The 18,393-nt window shown below is 52.7% G+C and carries 12 protein-coding genes; all 12 read left to right on the top strand.

The window, feature by feature from the left end; translation table 11 throughout:
• The 12 genes from sdhA (at position 1) to ACO0LM_RS03685 (ending at position 18,244) form a co-directional block, all read left to right on the top strand.
• Positions 1-1,776, top strand: coding sequence for a succinate dehydrogenase flavoprotein subunit (sdhA, locus tag ACO0LM_RS03740; RefSeq protein WP_423034454.1), 1,776 nt, complete (start codon positions 1-3; stop codon positions 1,774-1,776).
• Positions 1,777-1,788: 12 nt separating this feature from the next.
• Positions 1,789-2,499 (top strand): succinate dehydrogenase iron-sulfur subunit, encoded by a 711-nt coding sequence (locus tag ACO0LM_RS03735; RefSeq protein ID WP_423034452.1) that lies wholly within the window; start codon positions 1,789-1,791, stop codon positions 2,497-2,499.
• A gap of 106 nt (positions 2,500-2,605) precedes the next feature.
• The gene (locus ACO0LM_RS03730) at positions 2,606-2,887 is read left to right on the top strand and encodes a succinate dehydrogenase assembly factor 2 (RefSeq protein WP_422986809.1); all 282 of its coding nucleotides are present in this window, start codon (positions 2,606-2,608) and stop codon (positions 2,885-2,887) included.
• Positions 2,888-2,947: 60 nt separating this feature from the next.
• Positions 2,948-4,252: a citrate synthase gene (gene gltA, locus ACO0LM_RS03725; RefSeq protein ID WP_422986807.1), complete on the top strand. Its 1,305-nt coding sequence runs from the start codon at positions 2,948-2,950 to the stop codon at positions 4,250-4,252.
• Positions 4,253-4,693: 441 nt separating this feature from the next.
• Positions 4,694-7,549 (top strand): 2-oxoglutarate dehydrogenase E1 component, encoded by a 2,856-nt coding sequence (locus ACO0LM_RS03720; RefSeq protein ID WP_423034451.1) that lies wholly within the window; start codon positions 4,694-4,696, stop codon positions 7,547-7,549.
• Between the two features lie 62 nt (positions 7,550-7,611).
• Positions 7,612-8,877 (top strand): 2-oxoglutarate dehydrogenase complex dihydrolipoyllysine-residue succinyltransferase, encoded by a 1,266-nt coding sequence (odhB, locus tag ACO0LM_RS03715; protein ID WP_422986803.1) that lies wholly within the window; start codon positions 7,612-7,614, stop codon positions 8,875-8,877.
• A 31-nt stretch (positions 8,878-8,908) separates the two neighbouring features.
• Positions 8,909-9,241, top strand: coding sequence for a PspC domain-containing protein (locus tag ACO0LM_RS03710; protein ID WP_422986801.1), 333 nt, complete (start codon positions 8,909-8,911; stop codon positions 9,239-9,241).
• Between the two features lie 52 nt (positions 9,242-9,293).
• Positions 9,294-10,721 (top strand): dihydrolipoyl dehydrogenase, encoded by a 1,428-nt coding sequence (gene lpdA, locus ACO0LM_RS03705; protein ID WP_423034449.1) that lies wholly within the window; start codon positions 9,294-9,296, stop codon positions 10,719-10,721.
• 160 nt (positions 10,722-10,881) lie between these two features.
• On the top strand, positions 10,882-11,979 hold the full coding sequence (gene zapE / locus ACO0LM_RS03700; RefSeq protein ID WP_423034447.1) for a cell division protein ZapE: 1,098 nt from the start codon (positions 10,882-10,884) through the stop codon (positions 11,977-11,979).
• A complete protein-coding gene (locus ACO0LM_RS03695) occupies positions 11,976-12,383 on the top strand; it encodes a hypothetical protein (RefSeq protein ID WP_423034445.1) in 408 nt (135 codons plus the stop codon). The genes zapE and ACO0LM_RS03695 overlap by 4 nt, the downstream gene beginning before the upstream one ends.
• Positions 12,384-12,749: 366 nt before the next feature.
• Complete coding sequence (locus ACO0LM_RS03690; RefSeq protein ID WP_423034443.1) at positions 12,750-16,736, top strand: DUF2339 domain-containing protein; 3,987 nt, start codon at positions 12,750-12,752, stop codon at positions 16,734-16,736.
• Complete coding sequence (locus ACO0LM_RS03685; protein WP_423034441.1) at positions 16,733-18,244, top strand: DUF3999 domain-containing protein; 1,512 nt, start codon at positions 16,733-16,735, stop codon at positions 18,242-18,244. Before ACO0LM_RS03690 ends, ACO0LM_RS03685 begins: the two co-directional genes overlap by 4 nt.
• Positions 18,245-18,393: the final 149 nt, after the last annotated feature.

Below are 18,393 nucleotides of genomic sequence, written 5' to 3'. Positions count from 1 at the left end.
GTGGCTGCAATTAAATCCACAATTCCTAGCCGCCGTTTTGACGCGGTCATCGTTGGTGCTGGCGGTTCTGGCATGCGTGCTTCGCTGCAACTGGCTGAAGCTGGCCTGAATGTCGCGGTACTGTCGAAAGTATTTCCTACCCGTTCTCATACGGTAGCAGCGCAGGGCGGTATTGGTGCTTCCCTGGGCAATATGTCGGAAGATAACTGGTACTGGCACATGTTTGACACGGTCAAGGGTTCCGATTACCTGGGTGACCAGGATGCGATCGAATTCATGTGCCGTGAAGCGCCAAAAGTCGTGTACGAACTCGAACATTTTGGTATGCCGTTTGACCGTAATGCCGATGGCACCATTTATCAGCGTCCATTTGGCGGTCACACTGCCAATTTCGGTGAAAAACCTGTACAGCGTGCCTGTGCTGCAGCTGACCGTACCGGTCACGCCTTGCTGCATACCCTGTATCAGCGCAATGTGCGCGCCCGTACCCATTTCTTTGTTGAATGGATGGCGATTGACCTGATCCGCGATGCGGACGGTGATGTGCTGGGTGTTGTTGCGCTGGAAATGGAAACTGGCGAAGTCATGATGCTGGAAGCCAAAACCACGATATTTGCCACTGGCGGTGCCGGTCGTATCTGGGCAGCGTCGACCAATGCATTTATCAATACCGGTGACGGTATGGGCATGGCTGCACGTGCTGGCTTGCCGCTGGAAGATATGGAATTCTGGCAATTCCACCCAACCGGTGTTGCTGGTGCGGGTGTTTTGATTACCGAAGGCGTGCGCGGTGAAGGCGGTATCCTGGTGAATAGCCAGGGTGAGCGTTTCATGGAACGTTATGCGCCTACGCTGAAAGACCTGGCACCGCGTGACTTCGTTTCGCGTTCTATGGACCAGGAAATCAAGGAAGGCCGTGGCTGTGGTCCGAACAAGGATCACGTCATGCTGGATCTGCGCCACATCGGTGCTGAAACGATACAGAAACGCCTGCCATCGATCCTGGAAATCGCCCACAAGTTTGCCAACGTGGATGCGACCAAAGAACCGATTCCTGTCGTTCCTACCATTCACTATCAGATGGGCGGTATCCCGACCAATATCTATGGTCAGGTAGTGGCGCCGAAAAACGGTGGCAGTGAAATCGTCAATGGTTTGTACGCAATCGGCGAGTGCGCCTGCGTATCTGTGCACGGTGCCAACCGTCTGGGTACCAATTCGCTGCTCGATTTGCTGGTGTTTGGTCGTGCTGCCGGTAATCACGTGGTTGCCAGCAAGCTCAAAGAACGCAGCAACAAGGATTTGCCGGCTGATGCAGCTGATCTGGCGCTGTCACGTTTGTCCAAGCTGGAAACCAGTACCGGTTCCGAGCGCGTACAAGACGTTGCCAATGATATTCGTGCCACCATGCAGCAATACTGCGGCGTGTTCCGTACTGATGAATTGCTGCAAACCGGCTACAAGAAAATTATGGAGCTTGATGAGCGTCGCAAGCATGTTTCTTTCAAGGATAAATCCAAGGTCTTCAATACTGCACGGGTAGAAGCGCTGGAACTGGATAACCTGATCGAAACAGCCAAGGCAACGATTACATCGGCCGCCGCCCGTAAAGAATCCCGTGGTGCGCATGCACACCGTGATTACGAACAACGCGACGACGTTAACTGGATGAAGCATAGCTTGTGGTATTCCGAAGGCAATCGCCTCGACTACAAGCCAGTCGTGACCAAACCACTGACTGTGGAAACCTTCAAACCGAAACCACGTACATTCTAAAGAGATACCGATATGGCACGTACACTAAAATTCCAAATATATCGCTACGATCCGGACAAGGACGCCAAGCCTTACATGCAGGATCTGACAGTAGAACTGCAAGATACCGACAAGATGTTGTTGGATGCATTGCAGCGCATCAAGTCTGACGTTGATGATTCCCTGGCGCTGCGCCGTTCATGCCGTGAAGGTGTGTGTGGTTCTGACGCCATGAACATCAATGGCAAGAATGGTCTGGCCTGTACCACCAACCTGAACGAATTGACTGAGCCTATCAAATTGCGTCCTTTGCCTGGCTTGCCAGTGATTCGCGACCTGATCGTGGATATGACGCAATTCTTCAAGCAATATAATTCCATCAAGCCTTATCTGATGAATGATTCCATTCCACCAGAAAAAGAACGTTTGCAGTCACCTGCCGAACGGGAAGAACTGGATGGTCTGTATGAATGCATCCTGTGCGCCTGCTGTTCGACTTCCTGCCCGTCTTTCTGGTGGAATCCGGACAAATTCGTTGGCCCTGCAGGTTTGTTGCAGGCATACCGTTTCATTGCTGATTCCCGTGATGAAGCAACTGGTGCGCGCCTGGACAATCTGGAAGATCCGTATCGTCTGTTCCGTTGCCACACAATCATGAACTGTGTGGATGTCTGTCCTAAAGGTCTGAATCCTACCCGTGCTATCGGTAAGATTAAAGAACTGATGGTGCGTCGCGCGGTCTAAGAAGGTGTTGTTGTCAGCGATGCTCCGGCATCGCTGCTATTTCATGCGGTTTTTTACGGGTTACCTGAGAATCGCATGAAATAGTCAGTATGGAAGAGAATTAATTATGTCTGAGTCACAAGCGGTACCCCATCAAAGCGACCCGGTAAAGCGGGCCCGTTTGCGGTGGCGGGCGAGGCGCGGCTTGCTGGAAAACGATCTGATCTTGACGCGTTTCCTGGATGCCCATGAAGAATCCCTGACAGATGAGGAAGTGGATGCCTTCGGCCGCCTGATGGAATTGCCAGACAATACGTTAATGGATTTGATCATGGCTAAAAAGCAGCCAGAAGCCGAGGTCGATCTTCCTCATGTCCATGCTTTATTGCTACGTCTGCAAACGGCGTAAGTCAATTTGATTTTTGTGTTTTTTTGATTAACGACTCACCTCTTATCTGAAGGAAGAGCCATGACTAATTCTGAAACAAAAGCCACCCTATCATTTTCCGATGGCTCCCCAGCGCTGGAAATGCCAATTTACAAGGGCTCTATTGGTCCTGATGTGATTGACATCCGCAAGTTGTACGGCTCTACCGGCATGTTTACGTATGATCCGGGTTTCATGTCCACCGCAGCCTGTAATTCTTCCATCACCTACATCGATGGCGACAAGGGTGAACTGTTGTATCGCGGTTATCCGATCGAACAACTGGCAGTCAATGGCGGCGATTTCCTGGAAACTTGCTACCTGTTGCTGAATGGCGAATTGCCAAATGCTGCGCAAAAGAAAGAATTTGTTGCGACTGTCACCAATCACACCATGGTGCATGAGCAGATGCAATTCTTCTTCCGTGGTTTCCGTCGTGATGCTCATCCTATGTCGGTTTTGGTAGGTACAGTTGGCGCGCTGGCATCGTTCTACCATGATTCGCTGGACATCAATGATCCGCATCACCGTGAAGTATCGGCGATTCGCCTGATCGCCAAGATGCCGACCCTGGTTGCCATGGCTTACAAATATTCCATAGGCCAGCCTTTCGTGTATCCACGCAATGACCTGTCCTACAGTGCCAACTTCATGCACATGATGTTCTCGACACCATGTGAGCCATACAAAACCAATGAAGTGCTGGTACGTGCGCTGGATCGTATCCTGATCCTGCACGCAGATCACGAGCAAAATGCATCTACATCGACCGTGCGTCTGGCGGGTTCTTCCGGTGCCAATCCATTTGCCTGTATCGCTGCCGGTATCGCTTGCCTGTGGGGTCCTGCTCACGGTGGCGCGAATGAAGCGGCATTGAGCATGCTGGAAGAAATCGGCAGCGTCGACAATATTCCTAACTTTATCGCTCAGGTAAAAGACAAGAATTCCGGCGTCAAGCTGATGGGCTTTGGTCACCGCGTCTATAAAAATTATGACCCACGCGCCAAACTGATGCGTGAAACTTGCTACGAAGTATTGCAAGAACTCGGTCTGCAAGACGACCCACTGTTCAAGCTTGCCATGGCGCTGGAAAAAATCGCTCTGGAAGATGACTATTTCGTCAGCCGCAAGCTGTATCCTAATGTCGATTTCTATTCAGGCATCGTACAGCGCGCGCTGGGCATCCCAACCGCCTTGTTCACTGGTATTTTCGCCTTGGCGCGTACAGTAGGCTGGATCGCTCAGTGGAAAGAAATGATTTCTGATCCTGAGCAAAAAATTGGCCGTCCTCGTCAGTTGTTTGTTGGCGCAGCCAAGCGCGACGTGCCACCAATCGACAAACGTTGATGTTCAGACGCTGGTTTTTTAATCAGTTCTGATGTTGTAAAAAGCGAGTCTTTAAGAACCTGTTTACGATCTGTAGCGAGCGAGCGTCAGCGGGGTGAAGAGCAGCGCAAAAAGCGGAATGTACTTAAGTACATGAGCATTTTGAGCAGCGCATGAGCCCCGATCACGCCCGCGCAGCAAGATCGCAAACAGGTTCTAAGACTCGCTTTTTTTTTTCTTTAAATATGCTATGCTTCGGCACGAAAGTGATTTTTACATATAACTTTCGCGATTAAATCAAAAATCATATTAAAAGAGCATGATTTTTGATTCGATCACGAGGATAGTTTGAAATAAGCCCTTCCCCACAACTTGATGTGCAATCCGCTAACCGGTCAGGCCGTGTCGCGGAAGGTTAGATTAACCCGCTAATCTCGCGAAACGCGAAGAAAGGTGAGCAAGATGATGCAACAATATAACGCCAACTCGTACTTGTTCGGCGGCAATGCGCCGTACGTAGAAGAACTGTATGAAGCGTATCTGAATAATCCCGGTTCTGTTCCTGAAAATTGGCGCGCGTACTTTGACGCCATGCAAAATGTGCCTGCAGTCGATGGCTCTGCCAAACCCGACGTTGCGCATGCTCCCGTCATTGCTTCCTTTGCTGAACGTGCCAAACAAGGCCCGATACGCGCAGTCAATGCCACAAATGATGCTGAAATGGGCCGTAAACGCGTCGCTGCCCAGCAACTGATCGCTGCTTATCGCTTCCTCGGTAGCCATTGGGCCAATCTGGACCCACTGCAGCGCCAGGAACGTCCAAGTATCCCGGAACTAGAACCCAGTTTTTATGGCTTTACTGATGCGGACATGGATATCCAGTTCAACATCAGCAATACCTATTTCGGACCAGAAACTGCATCCTTGCGCGACCTTCTGAATGCCTTGCGTGATACCTATTGTCGTTCCATTGGTGCCGAGTTCATGTACATCAGCGATCCGACTGAAAAGCGTTGGTTGCAACAAAAACTCGAAGCCATCCGCTCTACACCATCCTTTACCCTGGAAAAGAAAAAACACATCCTCGACCGCCTGACTGCGGCTGAAGGTCTGGAGCGTTATCTGCACACCAAATATGTGGGTCAGAAGCGTTTCTCCCTGGAAGGTGGCGAGAGCTTTATCGCCTCCATGGATGAAACCATCCAGCGCGCCGGTGAGCGCGGTGTGGAAGAAATCGTTATCGGTATGGCCCACCGTGGTCGTCTGAACGTACTGGTCAATACCCTGGGCAAAATGCCACAGGATCTGTTTGCCGAATTTGAAGGCAAGCATGGTGACGATTTGCCAGCAGGTGACGTTAAATACCACCAGGGCTTCTCGTCCGATATTTCTACTCCAGGCGGCCCGGTCCACCTGTCGCTGGCGTTTAATCCTTCCCATCTGGAAATCGTCAACCCGGTGGTTGAAGGTTCTGTCAAAGCACGTATGGACCGTCGTGGCGACAAAGATGGCTCGCAGGTTTTGCCTATCCTGGTACACGGCGACGCCGCGTTTGCAGGGCAGGGCGTGGTCATGGAAACCCTGAACCTGGCGCAGACTCGCGGCTATGGTACAGGTGGTACTGTGCATATCGTCATCAATAACCAGATCGGTTTTACGACTTCCGATCCACGCGATTCTCGTTCGACCCTGTATTGCTCCGACGTCGTCAAGATGATCGAAGCGCCGGTATTGCACGTCAATGCAGATGATCCTGAAGCGGTTGTTCTGGCCACCCAGATCGCCCTGGATTACCGTATGGAATTCAAGAAGGATGTCGTGGTTGACATCATCTGCTATCGCAAACTGGGTCACAATGAGCAAGATACACCTGCGCTGACCCAGCCTTTGATGTACAAGAAGATTGGTCAGCATCCTGGCACGCGCAAGATGTATGCAGACAAGCTGGCAGCGCAGGGCGCTATTCCTGCGGATGGTGGCGATCAGATGATCAAGGCTTACCGTGATGCCATGGATGCCGGCAAGCATACCCATGATCCGGTCATTTCCAATTTCAAAAACAAATACGCAGTTGACTGGATTCCTTTTCTCAACCGCAAATGGACAGATGCGGCTGACACTGCCGTTCCATTGACAGAGCTGAAGCGTCTGGCTGAACGTATTACCGTCGTGCCTGAAGGCTTCAAGCCGCATAGTCTGGTAGAAAAAGTCCTGGGTGACCGCGCTAACATGGGTCGTGGCGACATGAACCTGGACTGGGGCATGGGCGAACATCTGGCGTATGCATCCCTGGTATCTTCCGGTTATGCAATTCGTCTGACAGGTCAGGATGCAGGTCGCGGTACCTTCGTTCATCGTCATGCCGTCTTGCATGATCAAAATCGTGAGCGTTGGGATGCCGGTACTTATATCCCTCTGCAAAACATTTCTGACAAGCAGGCCCCATTCACAGTCATCGATTCGGTCTTGTCTGAAGAAGCGGTACTGGGCTTTGAATATGGTTATTCCACAGCAGAACCAAATACGCTGACCATCTGGGAAGCGCAATTCGGCGATTTCGCCAACGGCGCGCAAGTGGTTATCGATCAGTTCATCAGCTCTGGTGAAGTGAAATGGGGTCGTGCATCCGGTCTGGTCATGATGCTGCCGCATGGTTACGAAGGCCAGGGTCCGGAACATTCATCCGCACGTCCTGAGCGTTTCCTGCAACTGTGTGCTGACAACAATATGCAAGTGGTGCAGCCGACGACAGCAGCACAGATTTTCCATCTGTTGCGTCGTCAGATGATACGCATGTTCCGTAAGCCATTGGTCATCATGACACCGAAATCCCTGTTGCGTAACAAGGATGCCGGTTCACCGTTGTCCGACCTGGCCAAAGGCAGCTTCCACACTGTCATCGGCGAAGTGGATGAAAAAATCGACGCGAAAAAAGTCAAGCGCGTGGTCGCCTGCTCAGGCAAGGTGTATTACGACCTGGTTAATTCTCGTAAAGAGCGTGGCCAGACTGATACGGCAATTATCCGTGTTGAACAGTTGTATCCTTTCCCGCACAAGAGCTTTGCTGCAGAACTGAAGAAATTCCCGAACTTGACGGAATTGGTCTGGGCACAAGATGAGCCGCAAAATCAGGGACCATGGTTCCAGATCCAGCACAATATTTTTGAAAGCCTGGAAGAAGGGCAAAAGCTTGCTTATGCCGGTCGTCCAGCGAGTGCATCGCCAGCTGTCGGTTATTACGACAAGCACTATGCGCAACAAAAAGCATTGCTGGAAACGGCATTTTCCAAACTCAAAGGCTTTGTCCTGACCAAATAATGACGCGATGCGACATCAGAAGCTGATGTCGCATTTGGCTACCCGAATCGGAGAGTAAAAAAATGGCAATTATCGAAGTAAAAGTTCCTCAGTTATCTGAATCTGTCGCAGAAGCAACCCTGTTGTCCTGGCATAAAAAAGTTGGCGAAGCAGTTGGCCGTGACGAAAACCTGATCGACGTGGAAACTGACAAAGTTGTATTGGAACTGCCTGCGCCTGACGCTGGCGTGATCACACAAATCATCAAAGGTGACGGCAGCACAGTGGTTGCTGGTGAAATCATCGCCATCATCGACACCGCAGCAAGTGCCAGTGCTGCCGCCACACCGGCAGCAGCACCAGCTGCCGTTGCAGCCGCCCCTGCCGCAGTCGCTGCAAGCGCCTCTGCGGATGCAAAATCTTCTGCTGGCGTGGCAATGCCTGCCGCAGCAAAAATCCTGTCAGAAAACAATCTGACGGCAGCACAAGTGGATGGCTCTGGCAAAGATGGCCGTGTCACCAAAGGTGATGCACTGGCAGCAGTTGCAGGTAAATCAGCAGCACCGGTAGTTGCGCCTCTGGCAGCACCGGTAGCCAGCAAACCAGCGCTGCAACAAGTTGCTGCACCGACCATCGCCAGCCTGGGTGACCGTCCGGAAGAGCGCGTACCGATGAGCCGCCTGCGTGCACGTATTGCTGAACGTCTGGTGCAGTCACAATCGACAAACGCGATCCTGACCACTTTCAACGAAGTCAACATGGCACCCGTCATGGACTTGCGTAACAAGTACAAAGACAAGTTTGAAAAAGAACACGGCGTGAAACTGGGTTTCATGTCCTTCTTCGTCAAGGCTGCTGTTGCTGCATTGAAAAAATACCCTATCATCAACGCTTCCGTTGATGGTAATGACATCGTGTACCACGGTTACTTCGATATCGGTATTGCTGTCGGTTCCCCGCGTGGTCTGGTGGTACCTATCCTGCGCAATGCGGATCAAATGACGATTGCTGAAATCGAGAAGAAAATCGGTGAATTCGGTAACAAGGCAAAAGACGGTAAATTGACTCTGGATGATCTGTCTGGCGGTACGTTCTCCATCTCGAATGGCGGTACTTTCGGTTCCATGTTGTCTACGCCTATCATCAACCCACCACAATCCGCAATTTTGGGCGTGCATGCGACCAAGGATCGTGCCGTGGTTGAAAATGGCCAGATCGTTATCCGTCCTATGAATTACCTGGCAATGTCTTATGACCATCGCATCATTGACGGTCGTGAAGCTGTTCTGGGTCTGGTGGCAATGAAAGACGCGCTGGAAGATCCAGCCCGCCTGTTGCTCGATCTGTAATTCAGATTCAAAGCAAAGCGAGAGTCATTCTGTGAATATCGCTGACGAAATCAAACGTCTGCATGAACTGCATCAGGCAGGAGCCCTGTCTGATGCAGAATTTGCCCAAGCCAAAGCCAGATTGCTGGCAACTGGCGACACTTCCGCATCTGGTAATCATCAGGACCAGGGTTTCAACCATCTGAATCAATTCCGCAGGTCAAAAAAAGACCAGTGGCTGGGTGGTATTTGCGGTGGGCTGGCGCAATTTACTGGTCTGGATTCCTGGATCTGGCGTTTGATGTTTGTCTTTTTCAGTCTTTACTTTGGTGCTGGCGTGGTCGCTTATTTGCTGGCCTGGATTTTTGTGCCGGAAGAAGAGTAAAAAACCACGGTATGTCGCGAATTAGTCAATCTATACCTATCAGGATATTTTCATGAGCAAACAATTTGATGTTGTCGTTATCGGCGCTGGCCCTGGCGGCTATATCGCAGCAATTCGTGCTGCCCAACTGGGTTTTTCCACAGCCTGTATCGATGCCTGGAGCAATGACAAAGGCGGCCCGGCACCTGGCGGCACTTGCACCAACGTAGGCTGTATCCCATCCAAGGCCTTGTTGCAGTCTTCCGAACATTATGAACACGCTGGCCATGCTTTCGCTGACCACGGTATCCAGGTGCAGGGCCTGGGCCTGGATGTCGGCAAGATGCTGGGTCGCAAAAATACCATCGTCAAGCAAAACAACGACGGTATCTTGTTCCTGTTCAAAAAGAACAAAGTCACTTTCTTCCATGGCCACGGCTCTTTCGTTAAAGCCGATGCGACCGGTTATGAAATCAAGGTCGCTGGCAAGACCGAAGAAAGCATCACCGGCAAGCACATCATCGTGGCTACCGGTTCCAATGCCCGCGGCTTGCCTGGCGCAGCATTTGATGAAACCACCATCCTGTCGAATGACGGCGCACTGAAGATAGCTGAAGTACCGAAAAAACTCGGCGTCATCGGTGCCGGTGTCATCGGTCTGGAAATGGGTAGCGTCTGGCGTCGTCTGGGTGCTGAAGTCACAGTACTCGAAGCATTGCCGACTTTCCTTGGTGCAGTGGATGAACAAATCGCCAAAGAAGCACACAAGCTGTTCGTCAAACAAGGCCTGTCCATCAATCTGGGCGTCAAGATTGGTGAAATCGTCAATGGCGGCAAAGAGGTGACCGTCAATTACACGGATGACAAAGGTGCTGAACATAAGGCCGTCTTCGACAAACTGATCATCTCCATCGGCCGCACACCTAACACCAATGGCCTGAATGCTGAAGCTGTCGGCCTGCAACTGGATGAACGTGGTTTCGTCGCCGTTGACGGTGATTGCAAAACCAATCTGGCGAATGTCTGGGCATTGGGTGACGTGGTACGAGGCCCGATGCTGGCACACAAAGCGGAAGAAGAGGGCGTTGCCGTTGCCGAGCGTATCGCCGGTCAGCACGGTCATGTCAACTTCAATACCATCCCCTGGGTGATCTACACTTCACCTGAAATCGCCTGGGTCGGTCGCACTGAACAGCAACTGAAGGCAGACGGCGTGGCTTACAAAGCCGGCACTTTCCCATTCATGGCGAATGGTCGTGCCCGCGCCCTGGGTGATACGTCCGGCATGGTCAAGTTCCTGGCCGATGCAAGCACAGATGAAATCCTGGGCGTACACATCGTCGGTCCTATGGCATCTGAGTTGATTTCCGAAGCAGTGGTTGCGATGGAATTCAAAGCCTCGGCAGAAGACATCGCCCGTATTTGCCATGCCCATCCTTCTTTGTCTGAAGCAACCAAAGAAGCGGCACTGGCAGTCGACAAGCGTTCCCTGAACTTCTGATCGTTCCCAGCCTGTAGTCAGGGGTGCTGTCTTGGCACCTCTGATCACAGCTTGCTGCCAGCACGCCTGGGTCCGGTCTGATGGGGCAGGGTGTGCGGCAGTTTCATCCGGCTACCAGATACAAGATGGCAGCTAACGCAGCAAAGAATCATTTTCCCTCATGAATGTCATAGAGTTTTATCAGGATGCATTGAGCCAGCGTGGTTTCCAGGCTGACGAAGCACAAAGACGGGCAGTGGACCGCCTGCAGACTGCCTATGATGAATGGGTGGAATACAAAGGCAAGCGTGCGAATAAATTTACCCGCCTCATCACCCGCCCTGAAGTGCCGCGTGGGGTGTATATGTGGGGTGGGGTCGGTCGCGGTAAATCGTTCTTGATGGACAGTTTTTACTCGGTCGTGCCGGTGGTACGCAAAACCCGCCTGCATTTCCATGAATTCATGCGCGGTGTACACCGCCAACTGGATGAAATGAAAGGCGTAGCCGACCCGCTGGACGAGGTGGCGCGCAGGATCGCCAAAAAATATCGGCTGATTTGCTTTGACGAATTTCATGTATCAGATGTGGCCGATGCCATGCTCTTGTATAACCTGCTGAAGGCGCTGTTTGACAATGGCGTATCCTTTGTCATGACATCCAATTACCAGCCGGATACCCTGTATCCTGAAGGCTTGCACCGCGATCGCATGTTGCCGACGATTGCCTTGCTGAAAGAAAAACTGGATATCCTGAATGTGGATTCCGGCAATGATTATCGCAAGCGTGCGATGGAACAGGTGCAGGCTTACCTGACCCCGCTGAATGCGGCAAATGACCGTTCCTTGCGTGATATGTTTGCGCGCATTGCAGAAACCCATGATGAAGATCCGCGCGTTGATATCGAAGGGCGCAACCTGAAATCCTTGCGACGGGCCGGCAGTGTCATCTGGTTTGACTTTGCCACCCTGTGCGGTGGGCCACGATCACAGAATGATTATCTCGAAATCGCCAGTCGTTTCCATACGGTCATTTTGTCTTCCATCCCCCGCATGTCGGCCGCCATGTCGTCCGAGGCGCGTCGTTTTACCTGGCTGATCGACGTCTTTTACGACAATAAAGTGAAGCTCATCATGTCGGCAGAAGTGATACCCGAGGAACTTTATACCAACGGTACCCTGTCTAATGAATTTCACAGAACCATTTCACGTATCATAGAGATGCAGTCCAAGGAATACATGGATGCAGATCAGCGCCAACTTGCGGAGAGTATCACTTGAATAAAAACATACTGACTGTCTGTGTTGCCGCATTGCTTCAACTGGCGCTGACCAGCCCCGCAATGGCTATCCCCGACAGCAATGAATTGTCGGCGATTGCCGGATTGACGACTACCCTCGATCAAAAATATGCACCTGGCAGCATTACGACTGGCGAGGTGGCAGATATAGCCCTGAAAGAAGCCACGGTGGCACAGCAACGTTTGCAAAACTGGTATGAACAGGCGGACAAAGCCTGCCATAGTAAATTTTTTGTGAATGACTGCCTGGATGACACCAAGCAACAGCGTCGGCAATATATCGTCGTCTTGCAAAGAATCTCGCTGGAAGCCAAAGCCCTGCAACGTAAATTGCACATAGAACAGCTGGACAGAGAATTGCTGCAAAGGCAGGCAAAACCTTGAAACGATGGGCACGCCTGTTGCCTGCCCCTCGCTTCCTGACAGATGGAAAGCAATCAGTCTGAACGCGCATGACGCTCACGAGATTGATGACACTTTCGTGCTGCTTTCGTCGCAAACCGGACGGTATCACACAATTTACCATGCAATTTTGTAAGTAGTTGTAATGCATTTCATTTGCTCCCCCGCCTGTTTGCCCTTTGTTTGGCAGCGGTTCTTCAAGTGTTTTCCTATTGGAATCACCAATTACATGCATAAAATAAATCGCAACACCCCGATTGCAACTCAAGTGCAAGTATTGCAAGTTTTTTGAATTTTCCTTACAGTCTGGCGATGGCGCTAAAAGCGCAGAAGAAATAAGGGAATATTATGTGGTTTGTCGGGGGAATCATCGGTTTCATCATCGGCGTGGCAACGGGGTCTGGCCCCGTCATGCTGCTGTTTGCCGTACTGGGTGGCTTTGTCGGCCAGATGCTGGGCAGTTCCCGCAAAAAAAATCCCAAACCCTGGAGCGCAAGTGAAGCTGCGCAGGCGAAACCGGGACAGAGCAAACCTGAAGATCCGCTGGCAGAGATGCGCAGGAAAATGGCAGCGATGGAAAATCGCCTGCAAAATCTGGAGCATGAACTGGCCAGCCTGAAAGCTGGTACCGCCAGCAGTGGTGCTGATGCTGCAGCCGCGACTTCGGTCCTGCCGGAACAAGCATCCGGAATCGCTGCCGCAGCCGTCCGTCCTTCGGATACCGGTATGGCGACAGCAGAGCCAGTCATCACCACACCACCACCCTTACCACTCCCCATAGCTGACGAGGCCTTATCCATCGATGACGGCCTGACATTTGAACCAGCACCCGCCATGGCAGCGACCATCACGGGCAAAGATGCGAATGCCAGCTTGCCTGTCAGGGATGAAGCCGCCTTCAAGCCAGTTGAGCTGACACCGGCAATGTCTGCACCAGTACCTCCGGTGGCGTCGCCTGCTATGCCAACTTCGGCGTCTCCTGTAGTGTCACCCGCAGTGACAACCGTCATACCAGCCGTTACGCCTGTACCTCCGGCCCCGGTCAAACCTGCGGCGGCAAAACGGCCTCCGCCACCACCACCCAAAAGCTTGCGTGAAAGTTTGCCTGCGCCGATTGCCAATCTGATTTTTGGCGGCAATACCCTGGTCAAGGCGGGTGTGCTGATCTTGTTCCTGGGCCTGGCTTTCCTGCTGCGTTATACCGCAGAGCGGGTAACGGTGCCGGTGGAATTGCGTTATGCCGGCGTTGCGCTGGTCGGTGTAGTCCTGTTAAGCCTGGGCTGGTTGCTGCGTAACAAGCGGCGCGATTATGCGTTGATATTGCAGGGTATGGCGATAGGAGTGTTTTATCTGACGACCCTGTCCGCCATGAAAATGCATGGGCTGGTAACACCAGAAGTAGGCTTTGGTTTCATGTTTGCCGTGTCAGTGTTAAGTGCTGCATTAGCCGTCTTGCAAAATGCGCCGATGCTGGCCATCGTCGCAGCGCTGGAAGGCTTTGTGACGCCGGTGCTGACCTCTACCGGCGAAAACCGGCCTATGGGCTTGTTCACCTATCTGGCGGTGCTGGATATCGGTATTTTCCTGGTGGCCTGGTTCAATGCCTGGCGCATCCTGAACCTGATCGGTTTTGTCGGCACCTTTACCCTGGCTCTGGGCTGGGCAGATAAATTTTATACAGACAGTCAATATGGGCTGGTGCAGCCTTTCCTGCTGTTCTTCTTTGTCCTGTTTGCCTTGATCGGCTTGCTGTTTGCGCGTCGTACGCTGAAAGAAACTGAAAATCAGGAAGGCCCGCTGGCCACCCTGAAACGGGTGGGCAGAGTGGATAGCGCACTGGTGTTTGGTAACCCGGTCACGGCGTTTGGCATGCAGTACATGCTGGTCAAGCATACCGAATATGGGGCTGCATTTTCTGCACTGGCAGTTGGTTTCTTTTATCTGCTGCTGGCCAGGTTTGTGTTTTCCAGGCAGAAGCAGGGTCTGGCCTTGCTGGCCGAGGCCTATGTCATCGTGGCCGCCATTTTTGGTACTTTGGCGATTCCGCTGGGCTTGGAAGGCACCTGGACCGGCGCTGCCTGGGCGGTAGAGGGGGCGGGCATGTACTGGCTGGGCTGGCGCCAGCAAAGACCGTATGCCCGGGCATTTGCCTATGTCGTATTGGTGGGGGCCAGCTACAAGCTGTTAAATGGCATTTACCTGAATCCTGATCTGACCGGACCTTTGTGGCAGGGACCGTGGCTGGGGCCGGTGCTGCTTGCCGTCAGCGTGTTTGTGGTCTGGAATTTGCACCGGCGTGCCGACAGCAAGACTGTTTCAAGCTGGGAAGAAGTGCCAAACCGCTTCTTGCCGTGGCTGGGTGTGGCGGCGATTGCCCTGTTGCCGTGGATGCTGCTGGTGCCGCAGTATGCAGCGGCGGCACTGGCAGTGCTGGCCTTACTGGTATCGGCAGTGGCGCGACGTTTTGGCTTGCAAGTCTTTGCGCCAGTGGCTGCTGCCTTGCAGGCGACGGCCCTGGTGACTTTCCTGTTTACCTTACATGCGGCAACCGCAGCCAATGGTGCCGCTGGTGCCAATAGCGCCAATAGCACCGCAGCATTGGCAGATGGCTGGCATGGCATGCTGGCAGCCCTGATCATTGCGGCCAGTATCCTGTTCACTGCTGGTCGTGCGATGCGCGAAACCAAGCAAAAGGTGCAAGAGCAGGGCAGGCCACCGGCCTGGTCGTATGTGAATAACCTGGCGGTTGTCAGTGGTTGCGCCTTGCTGCATCTGGCGATGTTGTTTGCGATAGACCTGCAACAGGCTGCATTGATCTGGCCACTGACATCCTGCCTGTTGCTATGGGCAGGCTTGCGCATGTCGCATACTGCGCTGGCCGGTCTGGCTGCGGCTCTGCAGGTGATTTCTGCTGTACTGTATGGCGTTGAAATTGATCATTATCATGGCCGTGCATTTGCACATTTGGGCTTCCTGATTCCTTTGTCGCTGGCAATTGCGGCCTGGTTCAGTGCAGATCGCGTACGTGCCGAGGCAGCCAGAATGCGCCAGGTCTTGCTGGAGCTGGGCAATACTGGCAATACGGGAAATGCTGCGCGACCGCTGGCTTCTGTCTGGTTGAACCCCTGGTGTAACGGCAAATTGGCAACGGTGCTGCCTATCGTCTGGGGTCTCGGATGGTGGTTGTCGGCATGGTTCCCCGAAAGCCTGGATGTGCTGGAACACAATGCGCAAACGGTGTATGCAGCAACGGTGGCCGTGACTATTTCCATTCTCAGTTCTGTGTTGATGATTGCACTTGCCAAATGGCGGCGCTGGCCGGCCATGGGTGGCGCGGCTATCGTGTTCCTGCCTTTGCTGATATTCAGCGCCCTGATAGGCGTGTCGGGATCGCAAACAGACTACCTGCCATCGGCGCATTTTGGCTGGCTGCTGTGGTCACTGGCCCTGGCCTGGCATGTGCGTGCCCTGAAATGGCAGCAAGTATGGCTGGCAAGCTGGCCGCGGCTGTTGAGCCTGACCCATATCGTCGGCTTCTGGTTCTTCCTGCTGCTGGCCGCAAGGGAAGGGCAGTTGCGCTTTGAACCGCTGGCCGATACCTGGTCGAGCTGGCCTTTGTTGGGATGGGTCCTGGTGCCTGTCCTGGTATTCTGGTTTATCGGTTCACGCGTCCTGGCAATCATCTGGCCGCTGAATACCTATCGTCGTGCCTATCTGGAACTGGCCTGCGCACCGGTTGCCCTGTATTTGCTGGGCTGGTGCTGGCTGACGAATACTGTCAGCGCTGGTGATGCCAGCCCTTTGCCTTATCTGCCTTTATTGAACCCGCTGGAACTGGGGCAGTGGCTGGTATTGCTGGCCTTGCTGCACTGGTGGCGTGCGCTGCCATCGGCTGCGGTTAAAACCGATGGCTTGCAGGTATCCAAGGTATTGGCAGCAGCAACTGCCCTGGCTTTATTGACAGGGATGGTTTTGCGTAGCTGCCATCATTTTGCTGGTGTACCTTGGGATGCAGATGCCCTGTTTGCTTCTCGCCTGAGCCAGGCGGCGGTATCGATTACCTGGGCGGTGTGTGGTGTGGCAGTCATGCTGTTTGGCAATCGTCGCATGTCACGCGGCATCTGGATCGCCGGTGCAACTTTGCTGGGCGTGGTCGTGGTGAAACTGTTCCTGATCGAACTGGCGGATCGCGGTGGCCTGTATCGCATCGTATCCTTTATCGGCGTGGGTATCCTGCTGCTGGTGGTCGGGTATTTTGCACCGGTCCCTGTCAAGCCAAAAGCTGTCGGGCCAGAGCCTGAGGATGACACCGAATCCCGTCAGGAGCACACATGAACAATAGGCGCGCAATGAAAATCAAGGCAGCTATGCTGGCCACCGCTGTGTTACTGCAACTGTCGCCTGGGATTGCCGCGACGGTCGGTGTGCAGCAGGCTGCGATCAGCACCCAAGGTAGCGGCCCCTACTATCGCCTGAATCTGCCGGTGGGCATTTACCCCGGCAGTGTGCATCCGGATTTACATGATGTAAGGGTGCGCAATGCTGCCGGCGAATTACTGTCATTTTCCTGGGTGGATACCGAAACTGAAACGGCAGAATTGCATAGCACCAAGGTGCCGCTGTTTCCACTTCCGGATGAACAAAGCCTTACCGTCAACACGGCCAACAGTTTCCGGAAAAATCCGGATGGTTCGCTGACGCAATTGTCTGAATGGAAGACGGGCAAGAAAAAAACTGTCCCCGTCTGGATTCTTGATGTCAGCCAAAGCAAGGGGCAACTGCTGCAAGCCAGACTCGAACTGGCTGCGCAAGTCAATGGCCTGTTTGGGTTCAGCCTGGAGGCCAGTGATGATTTGAAGAACTGGCGTTTGATCAGTGCAGATGAGCAAGTCATACAATTGCAGCATCAAAATGCCACGGTGCAGAAACTGGAAATCAATCTGTATCATGCCACTGCACGCTATTTGCGCCTGCGCTGGCGTGATGCAGATCAAGCGCCAGAACTGCTTGGTGTCACTGTAGATAGTCAGCAGCAAAGCTATACACCGCCGCCTTTGCAATGGAGTGCACTGATACAGCCCAAAGGCTGCAGCAATACCTATTGTGATTACCCGTTGCCGGAAAAAACACCGATAGACAGTCTGCGTTTGCAATTGAGTGAACCGAATACCCTGGCAACGGTGAGTGTATGGGGGCAGTTGCCTCCGGCCCAGGCGACATCTTCGTATCGACATCATCACAATCCGCTGTATCCATTGCATGTTTTGCGGCATCACAAACAGGTGGCAGCACAGCAGACAGATCGCGAAGTCTGGCTCAACGAGACACTGGTTTATCGCCTTAGCCTGCCAAATGGCGAAGCAAAATCGCCAGACCTGTTGATGGATGGCGCAAGTTATAAAGGTTTGCGACTGCAGACTACAGGTCCGGTCAGTTCTTTGGGCAAGCCACCACCTGGGCTACAAATCGCCAGCCTGCCGCGCAGCCTGGTATTTTTGGCGCGAGGAAAAGGCCCCTATATACTCGAATGGGGTGTGGAAGCAAAAGATGGCGCCGCCTTGCCCCTGCACACCTTGATGCCAAACCTGAAAATAGCGCAATTGATCAAGGCGGATGACGCCAGCGTAGAGATTGCCAGCCAGCCTGTCATTGGCGAAACTGAAAAATTTGCAACGGCACCAGTCACGGCCCCGGCCAAAGAACACAAACCCTGGTTATGGGCCGCGCTAGCCGCTGGCCTTGCGATTTTGGGGGCGATGGTCTGGTCTTTGTTGAAAAGCATGTCTATCCAGAAAGAAGATACAAAAAAAGATACGACAGAAGATATGACCGAAGCTAAGTAAAACAAACTCGCCGCCTCTTGACGATCACGAAGCGCTGATATTTTCTTCTGAAGGGCAGGTACGTATATTTTTGTTCAAAATATACGTATTCAGCCTTTGAAATTTTAAATAATGAAATGTAATTCAAGTAATAATCCGTCGCTCAAATG

This window comes from Undibacterium sp. Di26W (genome assembly GCF_049340265.1).
Classification (GTDB): Bacteria; Pseudomonadota; Gammaproteobacteria; order Burkholderiales; family Burkholderiaceae_D; genus Undibacterium.
The sequence above is the reverse complement of the archived record's forward strand: the minus strand, read 5'-3'. Positions and strand labels throughout refer to the sequence as shown.